This window comes from Pseudomonas sp. PDM26 (assembly GCF_019219185.1).
Lineage (GTDB): Bacteria > Pseudomonadota > Gammaproteobacteria > Pseudomonadales > Pseudomonadaceae > Aquipseudomonas.
In genome coordinates this window covers 448948-472083 of the sequence record NZ_JAHUWC010000002.1, presented here as the reverse complement: position 1 = coordinate 472083, position 23136 = coordinate 448948, and the positions used below count along the sequence as shown (strand labels likewise).

13 protein-coding genes and 1 pseudogene are annotated in these 23136 nt (G+C 60.0%); 5 read left to right on the top strand and 9 right to left on the bottom strand.

All coding sequences use genetic code 11. From position 1 onward, the window contains the following. Positions 1 to 365 precede the first annotated feature (365 nt). Both KW849_RS06030 and KW849_RS06025 read left to right on the top strand, forming a co-directional pair. Positions 366 to 2444, top strand: coding sequence for a bifunctional diguanylate cyclase/phosphodiesterase (locus tag KW849_RS06030; protein ID WP_218428560.1), 2079 nt, complete (start codon positions 366 to 368; stop codon positions 2442 to 2444). Positions 2445 to 2664: 220 nt separating this feature from the next. Further along, a complete protein-coding gene (locus tag KW849_RS06025) occupies positions 2665 to 3411 on the top strand; it encodes an SDR family oxidoreductase (protein WP_218428559.1) in 747 nt (248 codons plus the stop codon). 152 nt (positions 3412 to 3563) lie between these two features. On the opposite strand, the gene mapR is transcribed toward KW849_RS06025, so the two are convergent. The 3 genes from mapR to KW849_RS06010 form a co-directional block, all read right to left on the bottom strand. Next, entirely contained in the window at positions 3564 to 4973 is a 1410-nt protein-coding gene (mapR, locus tag KW849_RS06020) for a GntR family transcriptional regulator MpaR (protein ID WP_218428558.1), read from the bottom strand. Between the two features lie 144 nt (positions 4974 to 5117). After that, a complete protein-coding gene (gene ccoG, locus KW849_RS06015) occupies positions 5118 to 6530 on the bottom strand; it encodes a cytochrome c oxidase accessory protein CcoG (RefSeq protein ID WP_218428557.1) in 1413 nt (470 codons plus the stop codon). Positions 6531 to 6754: 224 nt separating this feature from the next. Then, positions 6755 to 7009: a hypothetical protein gene (locus KW849_RS06010; RefSeq protein WP_218428556.1), complete on the bottom strand. Its 255-nt coding sequence runs from the start codon at positions 7007 to 7009 to the stop codon at positions 6755 to 6757. A gap of 554 nt (positions 7010 to 7563) precedes the next feature. Here KW849_RS06010 and KW849_RS06005 point away from each other — a divergent pair. The 3 genes from KW849_RS06005 to glgB all read left to right on the top strand — a co-directional run bounded on the left by KW849_RS06005 (position 7564) and on the right by glgB (position 15318). Then, entirely contained in the window at positions 7564 to 9561 is a 1998-nt protein-coding gene (locus tag KW849_RS06005; RefSeq protein WP_218428555.1) for an alpha-1,4-glucan--maltose-1-phosphate maltosyltransferase, read from the top strand. Between the two features lie 181 nt (positions 9562 to 9742). Beyond that, positions 9743 to 13084, top strand: coding sequence for a maltose alpha-D-glucosyltransferase (gene treS, locus KW849_RS06000; RefSeq protein WP_218428554.1), 3342 nt, complete (start codon positions 9743 to 9745; stop codon positions 13082 to 13084). Between the two features lie 2 nt (positions 13085 to 13086). Next, the gene (gene glgB / locus KW849_RS05995; protein ID WP_218428553.1) at positions 13087 to 15318 is read left to right on the top strand and encodes a 1,4-alpha-glucan branching protein GlgB; all 2232 of its coding nucleotides are present in this window, start codon (positions 13087 to 13089) and stop codon (positions 15316 to 15318) included. 72 nt (positions 15319 to 15390) lie between these two features. On the opposite strand, the gene KW849_RS05990 is transcribed toward glgB, so the two are convergent. From KW849_RS05990 to KW849_RS05965, 6 genes and pseudogenes are all read right to left on the bottom strand, one after another. Continuing rightward, positions 15391 to 18264, bottom strand: a complete 2874-nt coding sequence (locus KW849_RS05990; protein ID WP_256357086.1) for an RHS repeat domain-containing protein — start codon at positions 18262 to 18264, stop codon at positions 15391 to 15393. Positions 18265 to 18352: 88 nt separating this feature from the next. Beyond that, positions 18353 to 18499: pseudogene (locus KW849_RS05985) on the bottom strand (autotransporter outer membrane beta-barrel domain-containing protein); the annotation flags it as partial. A 96-nt stretch (positions 18500 to 18595) separates the two neighbouring features. Continuing rightward, positions 18596 to 19396: an endonuclease/exonuclease/phosphatase family protein gene (locus tag KW849_RS05980; RefSeq protein WP_218428552.1), complete on the bottom strand. Its 801-nt coding sequence runs from the start codon at positions 19394 to 19396 to the stop codon at positions 18596 to 18598. Positions 19397 to 19474: 78 nt separating this feature from the next. Next, positions 19475 to 20233: a PIG-L deacetylase family protein gene (locus tag KW849_RS05975; protein WP_218428551.1), complete on the bottom strand. Its 759-nt coding sequence runs from the start codon at positions 20231 to 20233 to the stop codon at positions 19475 to 19477. Positions 20234 to 20448: 215 nt separating this feature from the next. Further along, complete coding sequence (gene glgX, locus KW849_RS05970) at positions 20449 to 22611, bottom strand: glycogen debranching protein GlgX (protein ID WP_218428550.1); 2163 nt, start codon at positions 22609 to 22611, stop codon at positions 20449 to 20451. Positions 22612 to 22804: 193 nt separating this feature from the next. Beyond that, positions 22805 to 23125: a DUF2934 domain-containing protein gene (locus KW849_RS05965; RefSeq protein ID WP_218428549.1), complete on the bottom strand. Its 321-nt coding sequence runs from the start codon at positions 23123 to 23125 to the stop codon at positions 22805 to 22807. Positions 23126 to 23136 lie beyond the last annotated feature (11 nt).

The following is a 23136-nucleotide window of genomic DNA, read 5'->3' as shown; positions in this document are numbered from 1 at the left end:
GAGTGACTTGTTTGTGGCGAGGGAGCTTGCTCCCGCTCGAGCGCGAAGCGCTCGCAAAACTTGCGATCGTGATCCTTCTGAATGATTTTGGGGTCAGGTTTCGGGGCCGCTCCGCAGCCCAGCGGGAGCAAGCTCCCTCGCCACAATAGTGCATTCGCCATTGACGCACGTGTCTGGCACGGTGATCCAAGCCTCGAGTCCGGGTATGCCAGAGTTAATGTAAAACCTTAAAACAAGCGTTTCATCGGACTGATGGCCCTTTGCTCATTTTGTGAGTGCGTTCTCATTTGGAATCAGTACAATCGCCGCATTTGCCCCCCCGCGAGAAACAATACCAATAAGGGGGGCATGCGCGAGAAGTCCCCATGTTCATCGGTAGCTATTCCCCCACCCTGGTCATCATTTCACTCTGTGTAGCGATTCTCGCCTCATACACCGCACTCGACCTGACCGGACGCATTGCCACCGCCAAAGGCCGCGCCGTGCATTTGTGGACCGCGGGCGGGGCCATTGCCATGGGCATTGGCATCTGGTCGATGCACTTTATCGGCATGCTCGCGTTCAAGTTGCCGATCGATCTGGGCTACGACGGCACGATCACCCTGTTGTCGCTGCTGATTGGCGTGCTCTCCAGCGGTTTTGCGCTGTGGCTGGTCAGCCAACCGCAATTGCCCGCCTGGCAGCTGGCCTTTGGCGCGTTGGTCATGGGCGCCGGTATCAGCGCGATGCACTACACCGGCATGGCCGCCATGCGCATGCAACCGGGGATCGACTACGATCCGACGCTGTTCGGCGCTTCGCTTGTGATCGCGGTCGGCGCATCGGGCGCGGCATTGTGGATTGCTTTCCGCCTGCGCCAGCACACGCCTTATGTCCGTCTGATCCGTGGTGGTGCCGCCGTGATCATGGGTATCGCCATCGTCGGCATGCACTACACCGGCATGGCGGCCGCACGCTTTGCCGATGGCAGTTTTTGCGGGGCGGCGGTCAATGGCCTGAGCGGCAAGGGCCTGGACAATCTGGTGCTGGTCACCACGCTGGCGGTGCTGAGCATCGCTTTGCTGACCTCGATCCTCGATGCGCGCCTGGAGGCCCGCACCGCGAGCCTGGCCGAGTCGCTGACCGAGGCCAACCGTGAACTGACCCAACTGGCTCTGCATGACACCCTGACCGGGTTGCCGAACCGGATGTTGCTTGCCGATCGCATCGATCAGGCCATGTCGCGGGTCCGGGAACAAGGTGGCTGCTTTGCCCTGATGTTCATCGATCTGGACGGCTTCAAACCGGTCAACGATGCCTTTGGTCACCATATGGGTGATTTGCTGTTGCGCGAAGTAGCCTTGCGCCTGCGCGAAGACTTGCGCAGCCAGGACACCCTGGCGCGGATCGGCGGCGATGAGTTCGTGTTGCTGGTGCAATTGAGCGAGCAGATCGACGCCTTGAACCTCGCGGCCCGTCAGGTCGGGCTGATCGCGCAGGCGTTCCGGGTTGCCGAGCATGATTTGCACATTTCCGCCAGCGTCGGCATTGCGCTCTACCCGGGTAACGGGCAGTCCGCCCACGAGTTGCTGATGAACGCCGACGCGGCGATGTATCACGCCAAGGGCGCGGGTAAAAACGGCTACAGTTTTTTCGATGCCTCGATGAACAGCAACGCCCGCAAACAGCTGCAATTGCTGCAGGACTTGCGCAATGCCGTGGAACAGCAGGAATTCAGCCTGTATTACCAGCCCAAGTTCGACGCTGCCAATGGCCGTCCGGTGGGCGCCGAGGCTTTGTTGCGCTGGGAGCACCCGACGCAAGGGCTGCTGTTGCCGGACAAATTCATCGAAATGGCGGAAAAAACCGGCCTGATCATCCCGATTGGCGAGTGGGTGCTCAACGAAGCCTGCCGCCAGATGCGCGAGTGGTACGTGTCGGGCTACACCGATTGGCGCATTGCGGTGAACCTTTCGGCCATCCAGTTCTGTCATGCCGGGCTGGTCCAGAGCGTCGCCAAGGCGCTGGCGACACACCATCTGCCGGCCAACAGCCTGACCCTGGAAATCACTGAAACCACCGCCATGAGCGATGCCGATGCGAGCATGACGGTGCTTCAGGAGCTGTCGGAAATGGGCGTCGACCTGTCCATCGACGATTTTGGTACTGGCTATTCGAGCTTGATGTACCTCAAGCGCCTGCCGGCCAACGAACTGAAGATCGACCGCGGTTTTGTCCGCGACCTGGAGCACGACAGCGATGACGCCGCCATCGTTTCGGCCATCGTCGCCCTCGGCCAGGCGCTGGGGTTGCGCATCGTCGCCGAAGGTGTGGAGACGGGCGTGCAGCAGGACTTCCTGACTCAACTCGGTTGCGATTCGTTGCAAGGCTATTTGCTCGGGCATCCGTTGCCGGCCGCAGGCTTCATGGTGGAAATCCATCGCGGGGAGGCGGTTGCCAATTGACCCGTGGCGAGGGAGCTTGTCGGAACGCCGCACCGTCCCGCTGGGGCGCGAAGCGGCCCCCGCTTTTCAGCCCTCTCAGTAACCTCAAATCGCGACTGCTTCGCAGCCGAACGGGAGCAAGCTCCCTCGCCACAATGCACTGTCGAATTCATGCAAAAACCGTCAATGGCGGTTATTCTTGCCCCCGACCGCTTAAGCTTTGATTGGGGGGAAAGCTCGCATGGACAAAGTCATCGTCATCACCGGCGGTAGCCGCGGCATTGGTGCCGCCACCGCTCTGTTGGCCGCCGCGCAGGGCTATCGGATCTGCATCAACTACCAGGCCGACGAACAGGCTGCACTCGGCGTGCTCGAGCAAGTCCGCGCCCTCGGTGCGCAAGCCATTGCAGTACGGGCCGACGTCAGCATCGAAGACGAAGTCATCGCGCTGTTCCATCGGGTGGACAGTGAACTGGGCCGGGTCACCGCGCTGGTGAACAACGCCGGCACCGTCGGGCAGAAGTCCCGGGTCGACGAGATGTCCGAGTTCCGCATTCTCAAAATCATGAAAACCAACGTCCTGGCGCCGATCCTCTGCGCCAAACACGCGATCCTGCGCATGTCGCCCAGGCACGGCGGGCAGGGCGGCAGCATCGTCAACGTGTCTTCAGTGGCCTCGCGTTTGGGCTCGCCCAACGAGTACGTTGACTACGCAGCCTCAAAAGGTGCGCTGGACACCTTCACCATCGGCCTGTCCAAGGAAGTGGCGGGCGAGGGGATTCGGGTCAATGCCGTCCGCCCGGGCTACATCTACACCGATTTCCATGCCTTGAGCGGCGATCCGGACCGGGTCAGCAAACTGGAATCGGCGATTCCGATGGCCCGGGGCGGGCGTCCGGATGAGGTGGCGGAGGCGATTGTCTGGTTGCTGTCGGACAAGGCCTCCTATGCGACGGGGACTTTTGTTGATCTTGGTGGTGGGCGTTAACGCTTCAGTTTTGTGTTGTTGGATATAGCCTCATCGCGAGCAGGTTCGCTCCCACAGTGGATATCCAGTGTTCACAGATATTGTGTACACGGATAAACCCTTGTGGGAGCGAGCCTGCTCGCGAAGGCGATAGTGCAGGCAACATCCAACCATCAAAACGACCGCACAATCCGCCCCAACGTCTCCATCGCCTTCTCCGCAGCCTCATCCCACGGGCTCCCGTAATTCAACCGAATACAACTCCTGAACCGCTGCGCCGGCGAGAAAATCGGTCCCGGTGCAATGCTGATGCCTTGCGCCAACGCCATCTGGAACAACTTCAGCGAATCCATCTGTTCCGGCAATTCCAGCCACAAGAAGTACCCGCCCGCCGGTTGGCTGACCCGCGTTTGCGCGGGGAAATAGCGGGCGATGGCGGCGAGCATGGCGCTTTGCTGGTCTTCCAGTGCATGGCGCAATTTACGCAGGTGCCGGTCGTAGCCGCCGTGTTGCAGGTAATCGGCGATGGCGGCCTGGGCCGGCATCGAGGCACAGAGTGAGGTCATGAGTTTCAGTCGTTCGATTTTCTGCGCATAACGCCCGGCGGCGACCCAACCGATGCGATAGCCGGGGGCCAGGCTCTTGGCGAACGAGCCGCAGTGCATCACCAGGCCTTCGGTATCAAAGGCCTTGGCCGGTTTCGGTGCTTGCTGGCCGTAATACAGCTCGGCGTAGACGTCGTCTTCGATCAGCGGCACCTGGTGGCGGCGCAGCAGTTCCACAAGCTGCTGTTTCTTGGCCTCGGGCACAGTCGCGCCCATGGGGTTCTGGAAGCTGGTCATGCACCAGCAGGCCTTGATCGGATGGCGCTCCAGGGTTTGCTCGAGCACACCGAGGTCGATGCCGTCGCGCGGGTGCACGGGGATTTCCACGGCCTTGAGCTTCAGGCGTTCGAGCACTTGCAGGCAGGCATAGAACGCCGGGGCTTCGATGGCCACCAGGTCGCCGGGTTGGGTCACCGCTTGCAGGCACAAATTGAGGGCTTCCAGCGCGCCGTTGGTGATCAGCAGTTCTTCCATGGGCAGCATCAGCCCGCCGACCATGTAGCGCAGGGCGATTTGCCTACGCAGTTGCGGGTTGCCCGGCGACATGTCGGTGACCACCATGCGCGGGTCCATTGCGCGGCTGGCGCTGGCCAGGGAGCGGGACAAGCGCTGCAGGGGAAACAGCGTCGGGCTGGGGAACGCCGAGCCGAAGGGCACAGTGTTCGGGTCCTTGATCGAGTCGAGCACCGAGAACACCAGTTCGCTGACGTCGACTTCCGTGGATTCGTTGACCTGATTGCTGATCACCGGTTCGGAAAACGGCCGGGTTGCATGAGCGTTGACGAAGTAGCCGGAGCGCGGGCGAGCGCGGATCAGCCCGCGACGTTCCAGCAGGTAATAGGCCTGGAACACCGTCGACGGGCTGACGCCGTAGGTCTGGCTGGCATAGCGCACCGAGGGTACACGCTGGCCCGGGCCGAGGACGCCGGAGCGGATCAGTTCTGCGATGTCGTCGGCGAATTTTTCGTAGCGTTTCATCAAAAGCCCGGTTGGGTGTCATTTGGAGAAAGGGGACGGTCGTACCGCCAAGATCGCAGCCTTCGGCAGCTCCTACAATGGATCGGCTTGCGTGCGTAGGAGCTGCCGAAGGCTGCGATCTTTAAAGCTCTGCATCTTAAAGGTTCAGCGATTCATCGGCGCAACAAACCGGCTCTTCGCCACGCTGTAGACGTCGGGCTCATCGTGGTCGACCACCTTGAAGCCGATGCTCTGTGAGCTGCTGGCCGGGCGCTCCGTAAGCATCGCCACCGACACCGGCACATCGACAATCTCCCCCGGTGCCAGGCTCAACCCGGTCTTGCCCCGCAACTCGAAACCATCGGCATCGACCAGGCTCAATTGATAGTCCTGACGCTGCTGGGTCTTGTTGATCACCTTCAGACTGTAGATGTTTTCGATCTGCCCCTGGCTGTTCTCGCGGAACAGGCCGCGGTCCTTGCTGACGTCGAGGGACACCATCGGCCGTTCCACCAGCGCCACCACCAGGGCGGCGATCATCACCAGCAGCACGGCGGTGTAGCCGATCAGGCGCGGACGCAGCAGGTGGGTCTTGCCACCCTGCAACTGATGCTCGGAGGTATAGCTGATCAATCCTGGGGCGTAGCCCATCTTGTCCATGATCGAATCACAGGCGTCGATGCACGCGGCGCAACCGATGCATTCCATCTGCAAGCCATCGCGAATGTCGATGCCGGTCGGGCAGACCTGTACGCAGAGCTGGCAATCGATGCAATCGCCCAAACCGACCTCGGCGGGTTTGACCTCGCGTTTGCGCGGGCCACGGTTTTCGCCTCGGGCCACGTCGTAGGAAATGGTCAGGGTGTCCTTGTCGAACATCACGCTCTGGAACCGTGCGTAGGGGCACATGTGCATGCACACCGCTTCACGCAGCCAACCGGCATTGATGTAGGTGGCGCCGGTAAAAAACAGCACCCAGAACAGGCTGACGCCGCTCATTTGCAAGCTCAGCAGCTCTTCGGCTAACGGCCGGATCGGCGTGAAGTAGCCGACGAAGGTCAGGCCGGTCAGCAGGCTGATGACCAGCCACAAGGTGTGCTTGGCCGCGCGCCGCATCAGCTTGTTCAGACCCCACGGCGCGGCTTGCAACTTGATCCGCTGGTTGCGCTCGCCTTCGGTGATCTTCTCGCACCACATGAAGATCCAGGTCCACGAACTTTGCGGGCAGGTGTAGCCGCACCAGACCCGTCCCGCGAATACGGTGATCGCAAACAGGCCGAAGGCGGCAATGATCAACAGCGCCGACAGCAAGATGAAGTCCTGTGGCCAGAAAGTCGCGCCGAAGATATGGAATTTGCTTTCGGAAAGATCCCAGAGCACCGCCTGGCGGCCACCCCAGTTCAACCACACGGTGCCGAAAAACAGCAAAAACAGAACACCCGCACCGCTGATGCGCAGGTTGCGGAACAACCCGGTGAAGCTGCGGGTGTGGATGTGGTTGTCGCTGGATTTGGCCTTCATCTTTGGACGCGAAGGCTCGAAGGTTTCTACGGTTCGGACGGGGATTCTCTCGCTCATGGTCTTTCGCTCATCAGCCTCCATCAGGCATGAGCACTATGAGCGGCGATCTGTTTGCATAACAGACTCAGGTATTGCATTAAAAAGCGGATCAGATGGTGCTGGGCGCACTGCCTGCGACAACTTGAAGCACCCGTCACAGTTGAGCGCAGGAGGCCATCTAAAACAGCGGCGGCAGGCGCTGATCAATCCCGGTCAAATCACCGAATCACTGTCGGTGGCTTTCAAGTGCCGGCGTCCAACCACCGCGCCTGTCTGTCAGCGGAGGTTTTTTCACAGCCTGATTCCTGCACGTTGCGCGGCGTTTCCGAGAGTTCGTGCTGGCTGTAGTCAATATCACCGTGCAGTAGATGATTCTCCAGATCCCTGATGATTGAGCTTCTGGTTGATGGTTCTGAGGGGTTGCGTTCGGCTTCGAAGCAAAGAAATTCGTAGTTGAATATTTTCAAAGGGAGGCCAGCCGTCGATTGGTCGTTCACGGTTGAGCGCGTGGTGCTGTGCGCTAGCGTTGTCTGTGAATTCGCTGACGCTGGGAAAAAACGTTTTCATGGCTGGCCACGCTCAAGGCTGACGGAGTGATGGCTATATAAGGCGTGGGATATGCGTTTCGTAAAGTGTCGGGGGGGCAGAATTTCCGCTTTAGGATCGGTACTACGCGTTCTTGGGAAGAGTCATACATTCTTTATGATCTTCCCTGCTTTCGACGCAGGAGCGATCAACCGTCTTCATTGCGGATTCACAATCACCGGCGGCATCGTCGTTGGCGGTTCTTCCTTTGGCCATGGGATCGTGCCAGGAATGGATTGTTCATTGTTCATTGTTCAAACCTCCACTGGCACATGGCGTGAGTCGTGCTTAAGTAGGTGGACCAGTGGATTGACCGCTGCGCCAAAGACTTGATTGCGCAAATTACAGATGAAACTTTCCCGGCGACTGTCGCTCGGAACCTAAGTAAGTGCATCCCGGGGCGGACAGTCCAGCGGGATGGCGACCAGACACACGCGCGTCCATGGGGCGTCAGGAGAGAGGCTCGATGACGGCTGAAAAACCGACTGAGTTGAGCTACAACCCGCACATGCCGCTGTCGCAGGCGTTGTTGCTGCCGCGTATCGTCATGGAAAACATCATGCCGACCCTTGAAGGCGGGCAGTTCGCGGTCAAGGCCGTGGTGGGGCAGGACATAGTGGTGACCGCCAAGGTGTTTGCCGACGGGCATGACAAACTGGCGGTTCGCGTACGCTGGCGGGCCGAGGACGAAGACGTCTGGCAAAGCGCGCCCATGCACGATCTGGGCAACAACGGTTGGCAAGGGCAGTTCCATGTCGAGAACCAGGGTCGTTATCTGTTCTGTATCGAAGCCTGGATCGATCAGTTCGCCAGTTTTTGCTACGAACTGGAAAAGAAACATGCGGCGGCGGTGCCCGTCAGCCTGGAGCTGCAGGAAGGGCGGATTCAAGTGCAACAAGCCGCCGAACGCAGCGAAGGGCCACTCAGCGAGCAACTGGCAGCCTTGCACCATGAACTGTCAGGACTGCTCGAAGCCGAGCAGGTCGCGCTGTTTTTGCACCCTCGTAGTGCCGACCTCATGGCTCGCGCCAATCATCGTGCTTTCCTGAGCCTGAGCCCGGAGTACCCGGTGGATGTGGAGCGCGAACTGGCGCAGTTCGCCAGTTGGTATGAATTGTTCCCGCGTTCGATCACCGACAGTCCGGCGCGCCATGGCACCTTCAATGACGTGCATTCACGGCTGGCGATGATTCAGGACATGGGCTTCGACGTGCTGTATTTCCCGCCGATCCACCCGATCGGGCGCAGCTACCGCAAAGGCCCGAACAACTCCCTGATAGCGGGCCCCGATGATCCGGGCAGCCCCTATGCGATTGGTAGCGAGGAGGGCGGCCACGAGGCGATTCACTCGCAGTTGGGTACCCGCGAAGACTTCCGGCGACTGGTGGCGGCCGCCGCGGCCCATGGCCTGGAAATCGCCCTCGACTTTGCCATCCAGTGTTCCCAGGACCACCCTTGGCTCAAGCAACACCCCGGCTGGTTCAACTGGCGGCCGGACGGCACGATCAAATATGCCGAGAACCCACCGAAGAAATACCAGGACATCGTCAACGTCGACTTCTATGCCCCCGAGGCGATTCCGAGCCTGTGGGTGGAACTGCGCGACATCGTGGTGGGCTGGGTCGAGGAGGGTGTGAAGATCTTCCGCGTCGATAACCCGCACACCAAGCCTTTGCCGTTCTGGCAGTGGCTGATCGCCGATGTACGGGCGTTGTACCCCGAGGTGATCTTCCTCGCCGAAGCCTTCACCACCCCGGCAATGATGGCGCGCCTGGGCAAGGTCGGTTATTCCCAGAGCTACACCTATTTCACCTGGCGCAACACCAAGGCCGAACTGGCGAGCTACTTCACTGAGCTCAACGAATCGCCGTGGCGCGAATGCTACCGGCCGAACTTTTTCGTCAATACACCGGACATCAACCCGGCGTTCCTGCATGACTCAGGGCGTCCCGGGTTCCTCATCCGCGCCGTGCTGGCGACCATGGGTTCGGGCCTGTGGGGCATGTATTCGGGTTTCGAGTTGTGCGAGTCCGCGCCGGTGCCGGGCAAGGAGGAGTACCTTGACTCCGAGAAGTACGAGATCCGCCCCAGGGACTTCAACGCGCCGGGCAACATCATTGCCGAGATCGCCCAGCTCAACCGCATCCGCCGGCAGAACCCGGCGCTGCACACGCATCTGGGCCTTAAGGTCTACAACGCCTGGAACGACAACATCCTGTACTTCGGCAAACGCAGCATTGACGGCAGCAATTTCATTCTGGTGGCGGTCAACCTCGATCCGCACAACGTGCAGGAAGCGAGCTTTGAGTTGCCGTTGTGGGATATGGGCCTGCCCGATGACGCCAGCACCCAGGGCGAAGACCTGATGAATGGCCATCGCTGGACCTGGCACGGCAAGCAGCAGTTCATGCGGATCGACCCGGCGTACCAGCCGTTCGGGATTTGGAGGATTACCCCCTCTTGAGAACACCACAATTTCTGTGGCGAGGGAGCTTGCTCACGCTCGGCTGCGAAGCAGTCGTAATCCCTTTGAACACGGTGCACCTGTCAAATGGCATAGGGTTGCTCCGCAACCCAGCGGGAGCAAGCTCCCTCGCCACAGAAGTCTCAGCCTGTGGCCAAGTCGAATTCACCAGGAGTTTCACATGGCGAAGAAACCCAAGGCAGCCACGTTCATCAAGGACCCGCTCTGGTACAAGGACGCGGTGATCTATCAAGTTCATGTCAAATCGTATTTCGACTCCAACAACGACGGGATTGGCGATTTCCCCGGCCTCATCGCCAAGCTCGACTACATCGCCGACCTCGGGGTCAACACCATCTGGCTGTTGCCGTTCTATCCCTCGCCACGGCGCGATGACGGTTACGACATCGCCGAGTATCGTGGCGTGCACAGTGACTACGGCACCATGGCCGATGCCAGGCGGTTCATTGCCGAGGCGCACAAACGCGGCCTGCGGGTGATCACCGAGCTGGTCATCAACCACACCTCCGACCAGCACCCGTGGTTCCAGCGCGCACGCAAGGCCAAAAAAGGTTCAGCCGCCCGGGACTTCTACGTGTGGTCCGATGACGATCAGAAATACGACGGCACCCGCATCATTTTCCTCGACACCGAAAAGTCCAACTGGACCTGGGACCCGGTCGCCGGCCAATACTTCTGGCATCGCTTCTACTCCCACCAGCCGGACCTGAACTTCGATAACCCGCAAGTGATGAAAGCGGTGCTGTCGGTGATGCGTTACTGGCTCGACATGGGCATCGACGGCTTGCGCCTGGACGCCATTCCCTACCTTATCGAACGTGATGGCACCAACAACGAGAACCTGCCGGAAACCCACGACGTCCTGAAAAAAATCCGCGCCGAAATCGACGCCAACTACCCCGACCGCATGTTGCTGGCCGAGGCCAATCAATGGCCGGAGGACACACAGCTGTACTTCGGCGACACCGATAAAAAAGGCTTGAACGGCGACGAATGCCACATGGCCTTTCACTTCCCGTTGATGCCGCGCATGTACATGGCGCTGGCCCAGGAAGATCGCTTCCCGATTACCGACATTCTGCGCCAGACCCCGGATATTCCCGCCAATTGTCAGTGGGCGATTTTCCTGCGCAACCACGATGAGCTGACCCTGGAGATGGTCACCGACAAGGAGCGCGACTACCTGTGGAATTACTACGCTGCCGACCGCCGCGCACGGATCAATCTGGGCATTCGCCGCCGTCTGGCGCCTTTGGTGGAGCGCGACCGCCGCCGGGTCGAGCTGCTCAACAGCCTGCTACTGTCGATGCCGGGCACGCCGACCCTGTACTACGGCGATGAAATCGGCATGGGCGACAACATCTACCTCGGCGACCGCGACGGCGTGCGTACGCCAATGCAATGGTCCATCGACCGCAACGGCGGTTTCTCCCGCGCCGACCCGGCCAGCCTGGTGCTGCCGCCGATCATGGACCCGCAATATGGCTACCTGTCGGTCAACGTCGAAACCCAGGCCGGCGATCCGCATTCGCAGTTGAACTGGACCCGGCGCATGCTTGCCGTGCGCAAGCAATCCAAGGCCTTCGGGCGCGGTACGTTGAAGATGCTGTCGCCCAGCAACCGACGGATTCTGGCCTACACCCGTGAATACACCGGGGTGGATGGCAAGCACGAAGTCATTCTGTGCGTGGCCAATGTGTCGCGCAGTGCCCAGGCCGCCGAGCTGGATTTGTCGGCCTACGTTGGCATGGTGCCGGTGGAAATGCTCGGGGGTAACGCGTTCCCGCCCATTGGCCAGCTGAATTTCCTTCTGACGCTGGCACCCTACGGCTTTTACTGGTTCGGACTCGCCGCGGAAAACCAGATGCCGAGCTGGCACGTGGAACCCGCACATAGCCTGCCGGACTTCACCACGCTGGTGCTGAAAAAACGCATGGAAGAGCTGCTCGAAGCGCCGTCACGCACCACGCTGGAGCAAAGCATCTTGCCGAACTGGTTGCAAAACCGCCGCTGGTTCGCCGGCAAGGACGCCGCCATTGAACAGGTCGATCTGGCCTATGGCGTGCGTTTCGGCGATCCGCAGCATCCGGTGCTGTTCAGTGAGATCAAAGTCACCAGCGCTGGCCAGGTCAGTCGTTACCAGTTGCCGTTCGGCTTTATTTCCGAGGATCAGGTCGGTACTCCGTTGCCGCAGCAGTTGGCGTTGTCGCGGGTACGGCGTGGACGTCAGGTCGGCCTGATCACCGATGCCTTCAGCCTGGACACCTTTGTGCATGCCGTATTACAGGGCATTCAGGCCGGCACCGTGTTGGCATCCAGTGATGGCGACATTCGCTTCGAGTCCACCGCGGAACTTGAAAAACTCGGCCTCAATGCCGAGTCCCCGGTGCGCTACCTGTCGGCCGAGCAGTCCAACAGCTCGGTGGTGATCGGCAACAGCCTGGTGCTGAAGCTGATCCGCAAGGTCGCCTCAGGCGTGCATCCGGAACTGGAAATGAGCGCGTATCTGACCAACGCCGGGTTCAGCAATATTTCGCCATTGCTGGGTGCGGTGGTGCGCCGTGATGCGGCGGGTGAAGACAACCTGCTGATGATCGCCCAAGGCTATCTGAGCAATCAGGGCGACGCCTGGGAGTGGACGCAGAACAACCTCGAGCGGGCGCTGCGCGATGAGCTGGCCGACGCCGTGTCCGAGCAGGAACAACACTACAACGCGCTCGGCGAACTGAAAGATTTCGCCGGTATGCTCGGTCGGCGCCTGGGAGAAATGCATCAGGTACTGGCAGCGCCGAGTGCCAATCCGGACTTCTTGCCACAGGTCACCACACCGAAGGAGGCGCTGGCTTCGGCCAGGGATGTCGCGGCGCAAATCGATCACGCGTTGAACTTGCTCAAGCAGCATAAAAATCAACTGAACCCGGCGGACCAGACCCTGGTCAGCCATTTGCTGGACAACAAAAAAGTCATCCTCGGCCATGTGCAAGCGTTAGGCAAAAAGACTGCGGGTGGCCTGCGCATTCGTGTGCACGGCGATCTGCATCTGGGGCAGGTACTGGTGATCAAGGGCGATGCCTACCTGATCGACTTCGAAGGTGAACCGGCGCGGCCATTGCATGAACGACGGGGCAAACACAGTCCGTACAAGGATGTCAGCGGTGTGCTGCGTTCCTTCGACTATGCGGCGGCGATGGCGATCAATGTGCAGAGCCTCGATAACACCGCGACAGCTGCTGCCGCGCGCTTGCGGGTCACCGATCGCTACTCGAGCGAAGCGCGGCAAGCATTTGTCGACGCTTATCGGCTGGCGGCAGCTAGTCTTGCCCATGCATGGCAAGATCCAGAAGGTGAGGATGCCGCGCTGGCGCTGTTCGGTCTGGAGAAGGCGGCGTATGAAGTGGCCTATGAGGCGGAAAATCGCCCCACCTGGTTGCCCGTGCCGTTGCACGGTTTATATGGATTATTGAGTGGGATCAAACCCTTTTCCGATCTTGGTGGAGAGTAGTCATGAGTGTCTCGAACAAGGAACAGGGTCATCACAAAGAAGCGCTGCTGCCCAGCGCACGGGATATCGATGCATTGGTGCGCGCCGAGCATATCGACCCTTTTGCGATTCTCGGCCCGCACGCCGATGGCATGGGCGGGCAGTTCATTCGCGCGTATCTGCCGGGCGCCCTGAGTGTAGAAGTGCTGGCCAGGGACTCGGGCGAAGCGCTTGGGAATCTTGAAGCCACAGCGACACCGGGGTTGTTCGTCGGGCATTTCCAGCGTGTGCAAGCATATCTGCTGCGCACCCATTGGGCCGGCGGCGAGCAAACGGCCGAAGACCCTTACAGCTTCGGCCCGTTGCTGGGCGAAATGGACTTGTACCTGTTCGCCGAAGGCAATCACCGCGACCTCAGTGCGTGCCTGGGCGCGCAACTCAAGACCGTGGACGACGTCGACGGCGTGCGTTTCGCCGTGTGGGCGCCGAATGCCCGGCGGGTGTCGGTGGTCGGTGATTTCAACGTCTGGGACGGGCGCCGGCATCCGATGCGCCTGCGTCATCCCACCGGTGTCTGGGAGTTGTTCATCCCGCGGCTGCAAGCCGGGGACACCTACAAATACGAGATTCTCGGCGCCCACGGCATTCTGCCGTTGAAGGCTGATCCCGTGGCACTGGCCACCAGCCTGCCACCGGACACCGCTTCGAAAGTCGCTTCACCCTTGAACGTCGACTGGCAGGATCAGGACTGGATGCTGACCCGGGGCGACCGCCACCGGGTGACTGCGCCCTTGTCGATCTACGAATTGCACGCCGGCTCATGGCAATGTGAGCTGGATGACCTGGGCGAAGTGGCCCGCCAGTACACCTGGCCCGAACTGAGCGAGCGACTGATTCCCTATGTAAAAGACCTGGGTTTTACCCACATCGAACTGATGCCGATCATGGAGCACCCGTTCGGCGGTTCGTGGGGCTATCAGTTGTTGTCGCAATTCGCGCCGAGTGCGCGGTATGGCACGCCGGACGAGTTCGCCGCCTTCGTCAACGCCTGCCATGTGGCCGGGCTCGGGGTGATCCTCGATTGGGTGCCGGCGCATTTCCCCACCGATATCCACGGCCTGGCCCAGTTCGATGGCACCGCGTTGTACGAGTACGGCAACCCGCAGGAAGGTTTCCATCAGGACTGGGACACGCTGATCTACAACCTGGGGCGCACCGAAGTGCACGGCTACATGCTGGCGTCGGCGCTGCACTGGCTCAAGCATTTCCACGTTGACGGCCTGCGGGTCGATGCGGTGGCCTCGATGCTGTACCGCGACTACTCGCGCAAGGCTGGCGAATGGGTGCCGAACCGCCATGGCGGGCGGGAGAACCTGGAAGCCATCGACTTCCTGCGCCACCTCAATGACGTGGTGGCCCTGGAAGCGCCCGGTGCGCTGGTCATCGCCGAAGAATCCACCGCCTGGCCGGGCGTCAGCCTGGGCACGCAACAGGGCGGCCTGGGCTTCGCCTACAAATGGAACATGGGCTGGATGCACGATTCGCTGCATTACATCCAGCAAGACCCGGTGTATCGCGCCCATCACCATAACGAGCTGAGTTTTGGCCTGGTGTATGCCTGGTCCGAACGCTTCATCCTGCCGATTTCCCATGATGAAGTGGTGCACGGCAAACACTCATTGATCGACAAGATGCCCGGCGACCGCTGGCAGAAATTCGCCAACCTGCGGGCCTACCTGAGCTTCATGTGGGCGCATCCGGGCAAGAAACTGCTGTTCATGGGCTGCGAATTCGGCCAGTGGCGAGAATGGAACCATGACCAGCAGCTGGACTGGTACCTGTTGCAATACCCCGAGCACAAGGGCGTGCAGAAACTGGTGTCTGACCTCAATCGCTTGTACCGCGAAGAGCCGGCGCTGCACGAGCAGGACGATGTGCCGCAGGGTTTCCAGTGGCTGATTGGCGATGACGCGATCAACAGCGTTTATGCGTGGCTGCGCTGGAGCAAGGACGGCCGGCCTGTGCTGGTAGTGGCCAACTTTACGCCGGTACCGAGAGAGGCTTATCGCGTCGGGGTGCCGTTTGCCGGGCAGTGGAGTGAGGTGCTCAACAGCGATTCGTCTATTTATGCCGGTTCCAACTACGGCAATAGTGGCGGGACGCTGGCCGAGGAGACGCCGAGCCATGGGCAGGCGTTGTCGTTGGTGCTGAATTTGCCGCCGTTGGCGGTGTTGATGTTGCGGCCGGAGGGGTAATTCAGACCTGAAGTAGACGCTCTGGAGTGAGCCTGCAACCCAGTGCCACACTCCAGCGCTACATTCAAAGTTTTAATATGGCATTGCGGTGCGAGTGCCAGTGTGTCCTCGTATTTCTTTAAGGTTAACAACGTATTGGTTCTGGTTGCTCTCGCGTTTTCCGATACTGGTAACTACAAAATCTGCATGCGGTGTAAATACTAAGTCTTTTTCACTTTGCACCGAGTATCGTGAAATTACATTTGAGGCGCTAAATCCATTTATCGTTATTAGGAGTGGCTTGGTTCCGTGCATGAATCCTTCAGCAACGCTCTTTTCCTTGGATACCGAAAGAAAACTCGTTGAATGAAAAACGGTTCCCTCTTCCTTTGCTGAGATAAGTTCATTTAGTCCTGTAGCTGATATGTCTTGGCCGCGATAGTAGGTGGTTAGTGTTGCGTTGGTTTGATAGTAAAGTTGGTGGCTGATTTGTTCTGTGTTGTGCAGGTTAAAACCGTTAGCGATAATTTCGATGAGCCTTGCTATTTCTTTACCTTCCTTTCCAGAAAATTCCTGGTCTCCAACTCGCTCTGTTAATTCACGTAGCACTTTTTTACCGTTAATGGAAATCTGGGTTCCCGTTCTCATGGCGCTATTGATTGCAGTTGAACCACGATTTGTGGAATAGATGGCTTTGAATTCTTTCATGTAGGCATATTCTTGCGAGGGTTTTCGAAGTTTTTTTTGGGGGGCGGTGATGGCGAGATTGCTCATTTGCTCGGCAATTCGCTCATCGAGTGCACTCATTTCTCTTCGAACTCTTTCTATTGCTTTCGAAACGATTTTCGGGTCATGTCCATTTTCGATATATGTTTCTAACATCGCTTTGAGCGCGAACTCAGAATTTTTGGCGTAAAACTTCTCAAAGCTTTTCGATGCCATTAATTCTCGTGCCATATCTCCATGTGGTGACAACCCGTCCGGGTCATGCAGCGCAACAGGATTATTCCTAACCATCCTGTAAAAGTTCAATCCATCAACCGCCCACGCCGGATCGGGATTGATCCACCGCTGCAACCATGGCGCGTAATACCGGAACCCATAGTAATAAAGCCCCGTCGCATCTCGTTCCTTGTCTGAATAACGCACGGTCTTGTACTTGGCTTCAGTGGCCGAGCGGGCCGCAAAACACGCCGTGCCGCCAAACGGGTAATACCATTCCTGGCTGATCAGGTCGGCGTTTTGGTCCAGTTCCAGTGCGCTGGATTGCAGGTGGTCGTTGAGGCTGTAGCGCACCTGGTCGTTGGCGATGTCATCCGGCTTTTGGGCTACCCAGTGCAGCATCTGCACGCTATTGCTGCCAGCGCTGGCGGTGATCACATGAAGGATTTCACCGGTGCCGCCGTGGCTGCGAATTTCCACGCCGGGCAGGTAACGCACTTCACTGATCAGCGTTAGGGCGTTGGTCTGGCTTGCACGCACCTTGCGCACCCGTTGGCCGCCGCCGTCGTAGATATAACGTTCGTAGTCGTCATGGCCGTCTTCGCGGACGACCGGGCGCACCGTGGACAGTTGATTGCGCAGGTCCCAGGCGAGCGATTGGCCCGCTTGCAACTCACGCAGGTTGCCATTGGCATCGAAACCGGCGGCCAGTTCGGCTTCGGTCGGAGGACGGTCGTTGCGTTCGGGCAGGCAACGGTTGCTGTATTGGGCGCGGGTCAAGGTGCGGCCATGGGCCTGAGCGCCGACATGCGTCAGGTCCAGCAGATTACCGCCCGCATCGTAGTGATAGGTCTGGGTGAACTGTGCAACTTGGTTGGGGTCGAGGGGCAAGGGTTGCAGGTCGGGCAGGGCAGGTCCGCCATGGCCGGTTTTGGCCTCCCATCCGGTGGCTTCGATCAATTGATCGAGGGTGTCGTAACAGTAGGTCTTGAGCGGTTCGATGCGCTGGTTGTTGAAGTAGCGGATCGGTTGGGCGGCATCTTCGAGGCTCAGCACATTGCCGGCGGCGTCGTAGCTGTATTTCAAGTCCTGCAGCGGCGTGCCGTTGGCTTTGTGGGCGCTCAGGCCGATGAGGCGGCCATCCGCCGGATCGTAGCGGTGGCGGGTGATGACGCCGTTGCCGGCGGTTTCCGACTCGATCTGGCCGGAGGCGTTGTAGCGAAGATCGCTGACCAGCGTCCGTTCTGTCTGGCCTGCACCGGCCAAGGTCAGTCGCGTGTCGTTCAGCTCGGCGGCGACGGTGTAGGTAAAGCGCTGACGGTTCCCGAGGGCATCGATTTGCCGGAGCAGTTCACCGCTGGCGGCATAGTGCAGCGCGGTGCTGGCGCCGTCAGCGGGTTCAAGCAATGCATCGCGGGCGGGCACGCTGTCGGGCCAGTTCACCGTATCGGTATCCAGCAGGAAATGCCGTGTTTGTTGCAGCACCGCGCCGCCGATGCCGAGATCATTCAAGTGCAGCGTCCCCGCTGGGTCGTCGTGGCGAATCAACTGACCGCACAGGTTGTGCAATGCCGCGCCGGCATCGACTCCCGCATAAGTAAAACGCTCAAGGACATGCTCGGCGACATCTTCACCACGTTCATGCACGGCCACCGGCCGCAGCAGTTCATCGAACTCAGTCAGGGAATGGCTGCCGCGCCCGTCCCAAGCCTCGACGCGCTGTCCGGCCCCGCCATGCAACGCCAGCCGCCAACCCGCGTCCACGCTGTCACTCGACAACGGTACGCTGGACAAACTGAACACCTGGCTAAGGTTGGCCGGCACCGACGCATCGTTCTGCGCCAAGGCAAACAAATACGGATCGCGACTGGCCACCGACCGCCCAGCGGCATCGAAGCGTTGATGCGTGACCCGCGCTTCAAGCGGATCGGCCGCCAGCCGCCGATGGTATTGAATGGTCCTGATCCCCAGGCCACGGGGATCTGAAACCGCTAGAACCGGTGTGCCGTGATGCGCATGGTCCATAAACATCCGTGACGGCCTCGATCAGGGTGACGTGCCCATCACAATGCATCACCGGCAGGGTCGCGGATACTGTAAGAAATACCAGTTTTTACCAGCGCATCCGCACACCCAGGCTGCCAATCAATCCGTTCAAATCATTGTCATCCACGTCGCTGCTGTAGTCGACGCTGATGTACAGGCTCACGGTCGGTATCACCCTGGCGACCAGGCCCAGCCCCAGTTCGACGGTCGAGGAACTTGTTTGTTCGAAGTATCGTTAAAAAACTTCGAATCAGAGCGGTTTCAACCCGCACGCCCCCAAAGGGTCCCCGTTGTCGGGTTTCGACCTGATTCAAAGATGCACTTCCACCGCCAACGGCAAATGGTCTGAAAGGTGCGTCCACGGCTTGTTCCCGAGTATTTGCGGCTCGTGGCTGCTGGCATTGCGCAGGTAGACGCGGTCCAGGCGCAACAAGGGAAACCGCGCGGGGTAGGTTTTGGCCGGGCGGCCATGGTGGCGTTCGAAGGCTTCGTGCAGATAATCGCGACGGGCCAGGGCGGCATTGCCCTGCATCAGCCAGTCATTGAAGTCGCCGGCAATGATTACCGGTGCCTGGTCAGGCAGGGATTCGAGGAGTTGGCAGAGCAACTGCAACTGCAGCTGACGATGACTTTCCAGCAGGCTGAGGTGCACGCAGATGGCATGCACTTCGTTATGCCCCGGCACATCCAGTACGCAGTGCAGCAAGCCGCGACGTTCCGGGCCGGTAATGGAAACATCGAGGTTTCGGTACTCGCGGATCGGGTATTTCGACAGCAGGGCATTGCCATGATGACCGTCGGGATAGACGGCGTTGCGCCCATAGGCGAAGTCGCCCCACATGCTGTCGGCGAGAAACTCATATTGTGAGGTTTGTGGCCAATCGTTGTAGCGGGAAGAGTGGCGGTCGTGCTCGCCGACGACTTCTTGCAGAAACACCAGGTCTGCCGACGTACTGCGCACCGCTTCACGCAACTCTGGGAGGATGAAGCGCCGGTTGAGTGCGGTAAACCCCTTATGGGTGTTGACCGTCAGCACGCGAAGCCGATGAATCGCCGGGGGTGTGTTCAATGGCGTTGATTGGGCTACCTGCCGTTTTGAATGACTGGCCACATCCACTCCTCTGATTCAGGGCTGCTTATGTATGCGACTGATACGTCGGCAGGCAGTTCAGTCTGATGGGTTGCGCTTTCAAATCAACACGATTTCATAAGGCAAGCGGATACGCTCGAGCAACGCCCGCGGCAGCAATGGCGCGAGGCCGATGGCCGGCTCGCCGTCGAGTTGGCTGGCGTAGGCGTGGATGGCGTGGCTCTTGCGGGCGACGGTCCAGGTATCGAGGCGCACCTTGCGCGCACGATGCCAGGGAATCAGCTCCCGGTCCCGAGCCGGCCAGTGCCAGGCCCAGAGCGGTACGTCGTTGTAGGATGCCCCTGCGTAGGCCGCGGCCCTGGCGCTTGCCCGGCCGACGGTGTCGTGGTCGACGTTGCCGTCCTCGCACCAGGTGCTGAACACCACATCACCGGGACGCAGGTAGCGCGCGATGAATTGGGCGATCTGTTCTTCGTGTTCCACCAGGGCATTGTCGGTAAACCCGCCGCGAATCCACTTCAGGCTATGCATCGGCAACCCGAGTCGGCGGATGGCTTCGACGCTTTCCTGGGGGCGAAATACACTGAGGCGCTTTTCCGACCACTGTCGAGAGCCCGGATGGCTGGCGCTGCCGTCGGTGATCGAGATCAATTGCAGCGGGTGGCCCAGGTTGCTGAGCAATTGCAGCAGGCCGCCGCAGGTCACGACTTCATCGCCGGGGTGCGGGGCAATGAGCACCGCGCGTGCGCCGATAGGCACCAGGGATTGGGTGCTGATGACCGGGATGCTGTCCAGTTGCGGGGCGCTGTTCCAGATGTGTGATGGCAGGCTGGCTTCGCTGACGGAAACTGATTTCATGGGGATTACGTCCTTGTTCTGCTGCGCCTTCAGTCGTGCGCGAGTCAAGCCCGGCCGACCCGTGAGGGCTGGTGGATAGCGTGGTGCGACAATCCCGACCCTGGATGGCCGCGAATCGAGTATTGCTCATGTAACGCTATTCGTCGCGTCGCGAGCTTATCCAGAATGATTTTTCCGCTCTGCGGCAGTGGCGCCGTGATTTTTCAACCTCCTCGTTACTCTTCTTCCTCATGCTGCAACTCGAACAGCAGCAACGAGCGGCCGGTAACCGAGTACTCGTGGCCAAACTCGAAGCGCTCCTGGCCGTGGACCGACGGCTGGTTGGTGTCGATCATGCAGGTCCAGAAACCGCCGTCAGGCACTTCCGGTAGCCGGAAATTGACGATGTCGTGATGCGCGTTGACCACCAGCATCAACGTTGCGTCGGCGCCTTTGCGGCGAATGCCGGTTTCCTGGGCGCGTCCATCGAGCAGCATGCCCAGGCAGCGATTGTGCGCATCGTGCCAATGCCGGGTGGTCATTTGCGTGCCGTCCGGCGCCAGCCAGGTCACGTCCTTGACGCCGATGTCCTCGTTGTAATTACCCACCAGGAAACGCCCGCGCCGCAGGATCGGGTAGGTCAGGCGCAACTTGATCAGGCGTTTGACGAACTTGAGCAGGGCCTTGCCGTCTTCGCTGAGGTCCCAGTTGACCCAGCCGATCTCGCTGTCCTGGCAGTACGCATTGTTGTTGCCGTCCTGGGTGCGGGCGAATTCGTCGCCGGCCACCAGCATCGGCGTGCCCTGGGCCAGCAGCAGGGTGGCGAAGAAATTGCGCATCTGCCGATGGCGCAATGCGTTGATGTCGGGATCGTCGGTGGGGCCTTCGACGCCGTGGTTCCACGACAGGTTGTTGTTGCTGCCGTCCTGATTGTCTTCGTCGTTGGCCTCGTTGTGCTTGTCGTTGTACGACACCAGATCGTTGAGGGTGAAGCCGTCATGGGCGGTGACGAAGTTTACCGATGAATAGGGGCGGCGGCCGCGCTGATTGAACATTTCGCCCGAAGCGGTCAGGCGGCTGGCGAAATCCGCCAGTTGCCCATCGTCGCCTTTCCAGAAGGCGCGCACGGTGTCGCGGAATTTGTCGTTCCACTCGACCCAGCCCGGCGGGAAATTGCCGACCTGATAACCGCCGGGGCCGCAGTCCCAGGGTTCGGCGATCAGTTTGACCTGGCGCAGCACCGGGTCCTGGCGGCAGGCCACGAGGAAACTGTGGCGTTCGTCGAAGCCGTCGTGGTAACGCCCAAGAATGGTCGCCAGGTCGAAGCGGAAACCGTCCACGTGCATTTCCGAGGCCCAGTAGCGCAAGGAGTCGGTGACCATTTGCAGTACGCATGGGTGGCTCAGGTCCAGGGTGTTGCCGGTGCCGGAATCGTTGATATAGAAGCGCTTGTCATCGGGCTTGAGGCGGTAGTAGGACGCGTTGTCGATGCCGCGCATGGACAGGGTCGGGCCTTGCTCGTTGCCCTCGGCGGTGTGGTTGTAGACCACGTCGAGGATCACCTCCAGATTGGCTTCGTGCAGGTGCGCGACCATTTCCTTGAATTCGGCAATCTTGCCACTGGCCAGGTAACGCGGATCGGGGGCGAAGAACGCAATGCTGTTGTAGCCCCAGTAATTGGTCATGCCCTTGTGCAGCAAATGCTGGTCGTTGACGAACGCATGGATCGGCAGCAGTTCCACGGACGACACGCCGAGCTTGCGGATGTGCTCCACCACGTCATCGACCATCAACCCGGCAAAGGTGCCGCGCAGGTTTTCGGGGACGGCAGGGTGACGCATGCTGAAGCCGCGCACGTGGGTTTCATAAATGATTGTCTTGTCCCACGGCACGCTGACGCGGTGGTCGTGGCCCCAGGTGTGCGCCGGGTCGATGACCTTGCATTTGGGCACGAAGGGCGCGCTGTCCCGTTTATCGAAGCTGAGGTCGGCGTCGGGGTGGCCGATGGTGTAGCCGAACAGCGCTTCGGACCATTTCAGCTTGCCTACCAGTTGTTTGGCGTAGGGGTCGATCAGAAGTTTATTGGGGTTGAAGCGATGGCCGTTGGCCGGGTCGTAGGGGCCGTAGACGCGGTAGCCGTAGATCAGCCCCGGATGGGCGTCGGGCAAGTAGCCGTGGTAGATCTCGTCGGTGTATTCGGGCAGTTCGATGCGTTCGAGTTCCACCTCGCCGGTGTCGTCGAACAGGCACAGTTCAACTTTGGTGGCATGGGCGGAAAACAGGGCGAAGTTGACGCCCAGTCCATCCCAGGTGGCGCCCAGCGGGAAGGGCAGGCCTTCGCGGATTCGCGTGGCTTCGGCACGCGGGGGAGGCGCTGCGGATTTCTTTGGGCTGGTCATAAGTGCTCCTGCAAACTCAAAACCTATGGCGACTGGTACGCCGCCATCGCGAGCAGGCTCGCTCCCACATTTATCAGGAACGGGCCGCAAACATTTGAACGACACCGATCCCATGTGGGAGCGAGCCTGCTCGCGATGAGGCCATAAGGCTCAATATTCATGGTGACTCTTCACAAGCCCTGTCAGGACAGCCTCAAACCGCTGGCGGTTTTCGCGCCGCCCGGGGCTTTTTCTCGGCGGTCTTTTCTCCCGGCGGGATTACTTTCGAGGCCGCTACAGGCTTGGCTTTGGTTTTGGGCGCAGCGACTTTGCTCTCACCAGCCTTGCCATTGGCCGTTTTGCTGACCGGGGTTTTGCTCGCCGCTGCCTTGGCTGGTTTTTTGGGTGCCAGGGCTTCGGCTTCTGCCAGTTTGCGCGCCATCTCCCAGTGGCGGGCTTCCTGGCCTTCGGGTTTTCCTTCGGATTCCCAGATCTGATAGGCGAATTCGCGGATGCGTTTATCGTCGGTACTCATCGCAATGCTCC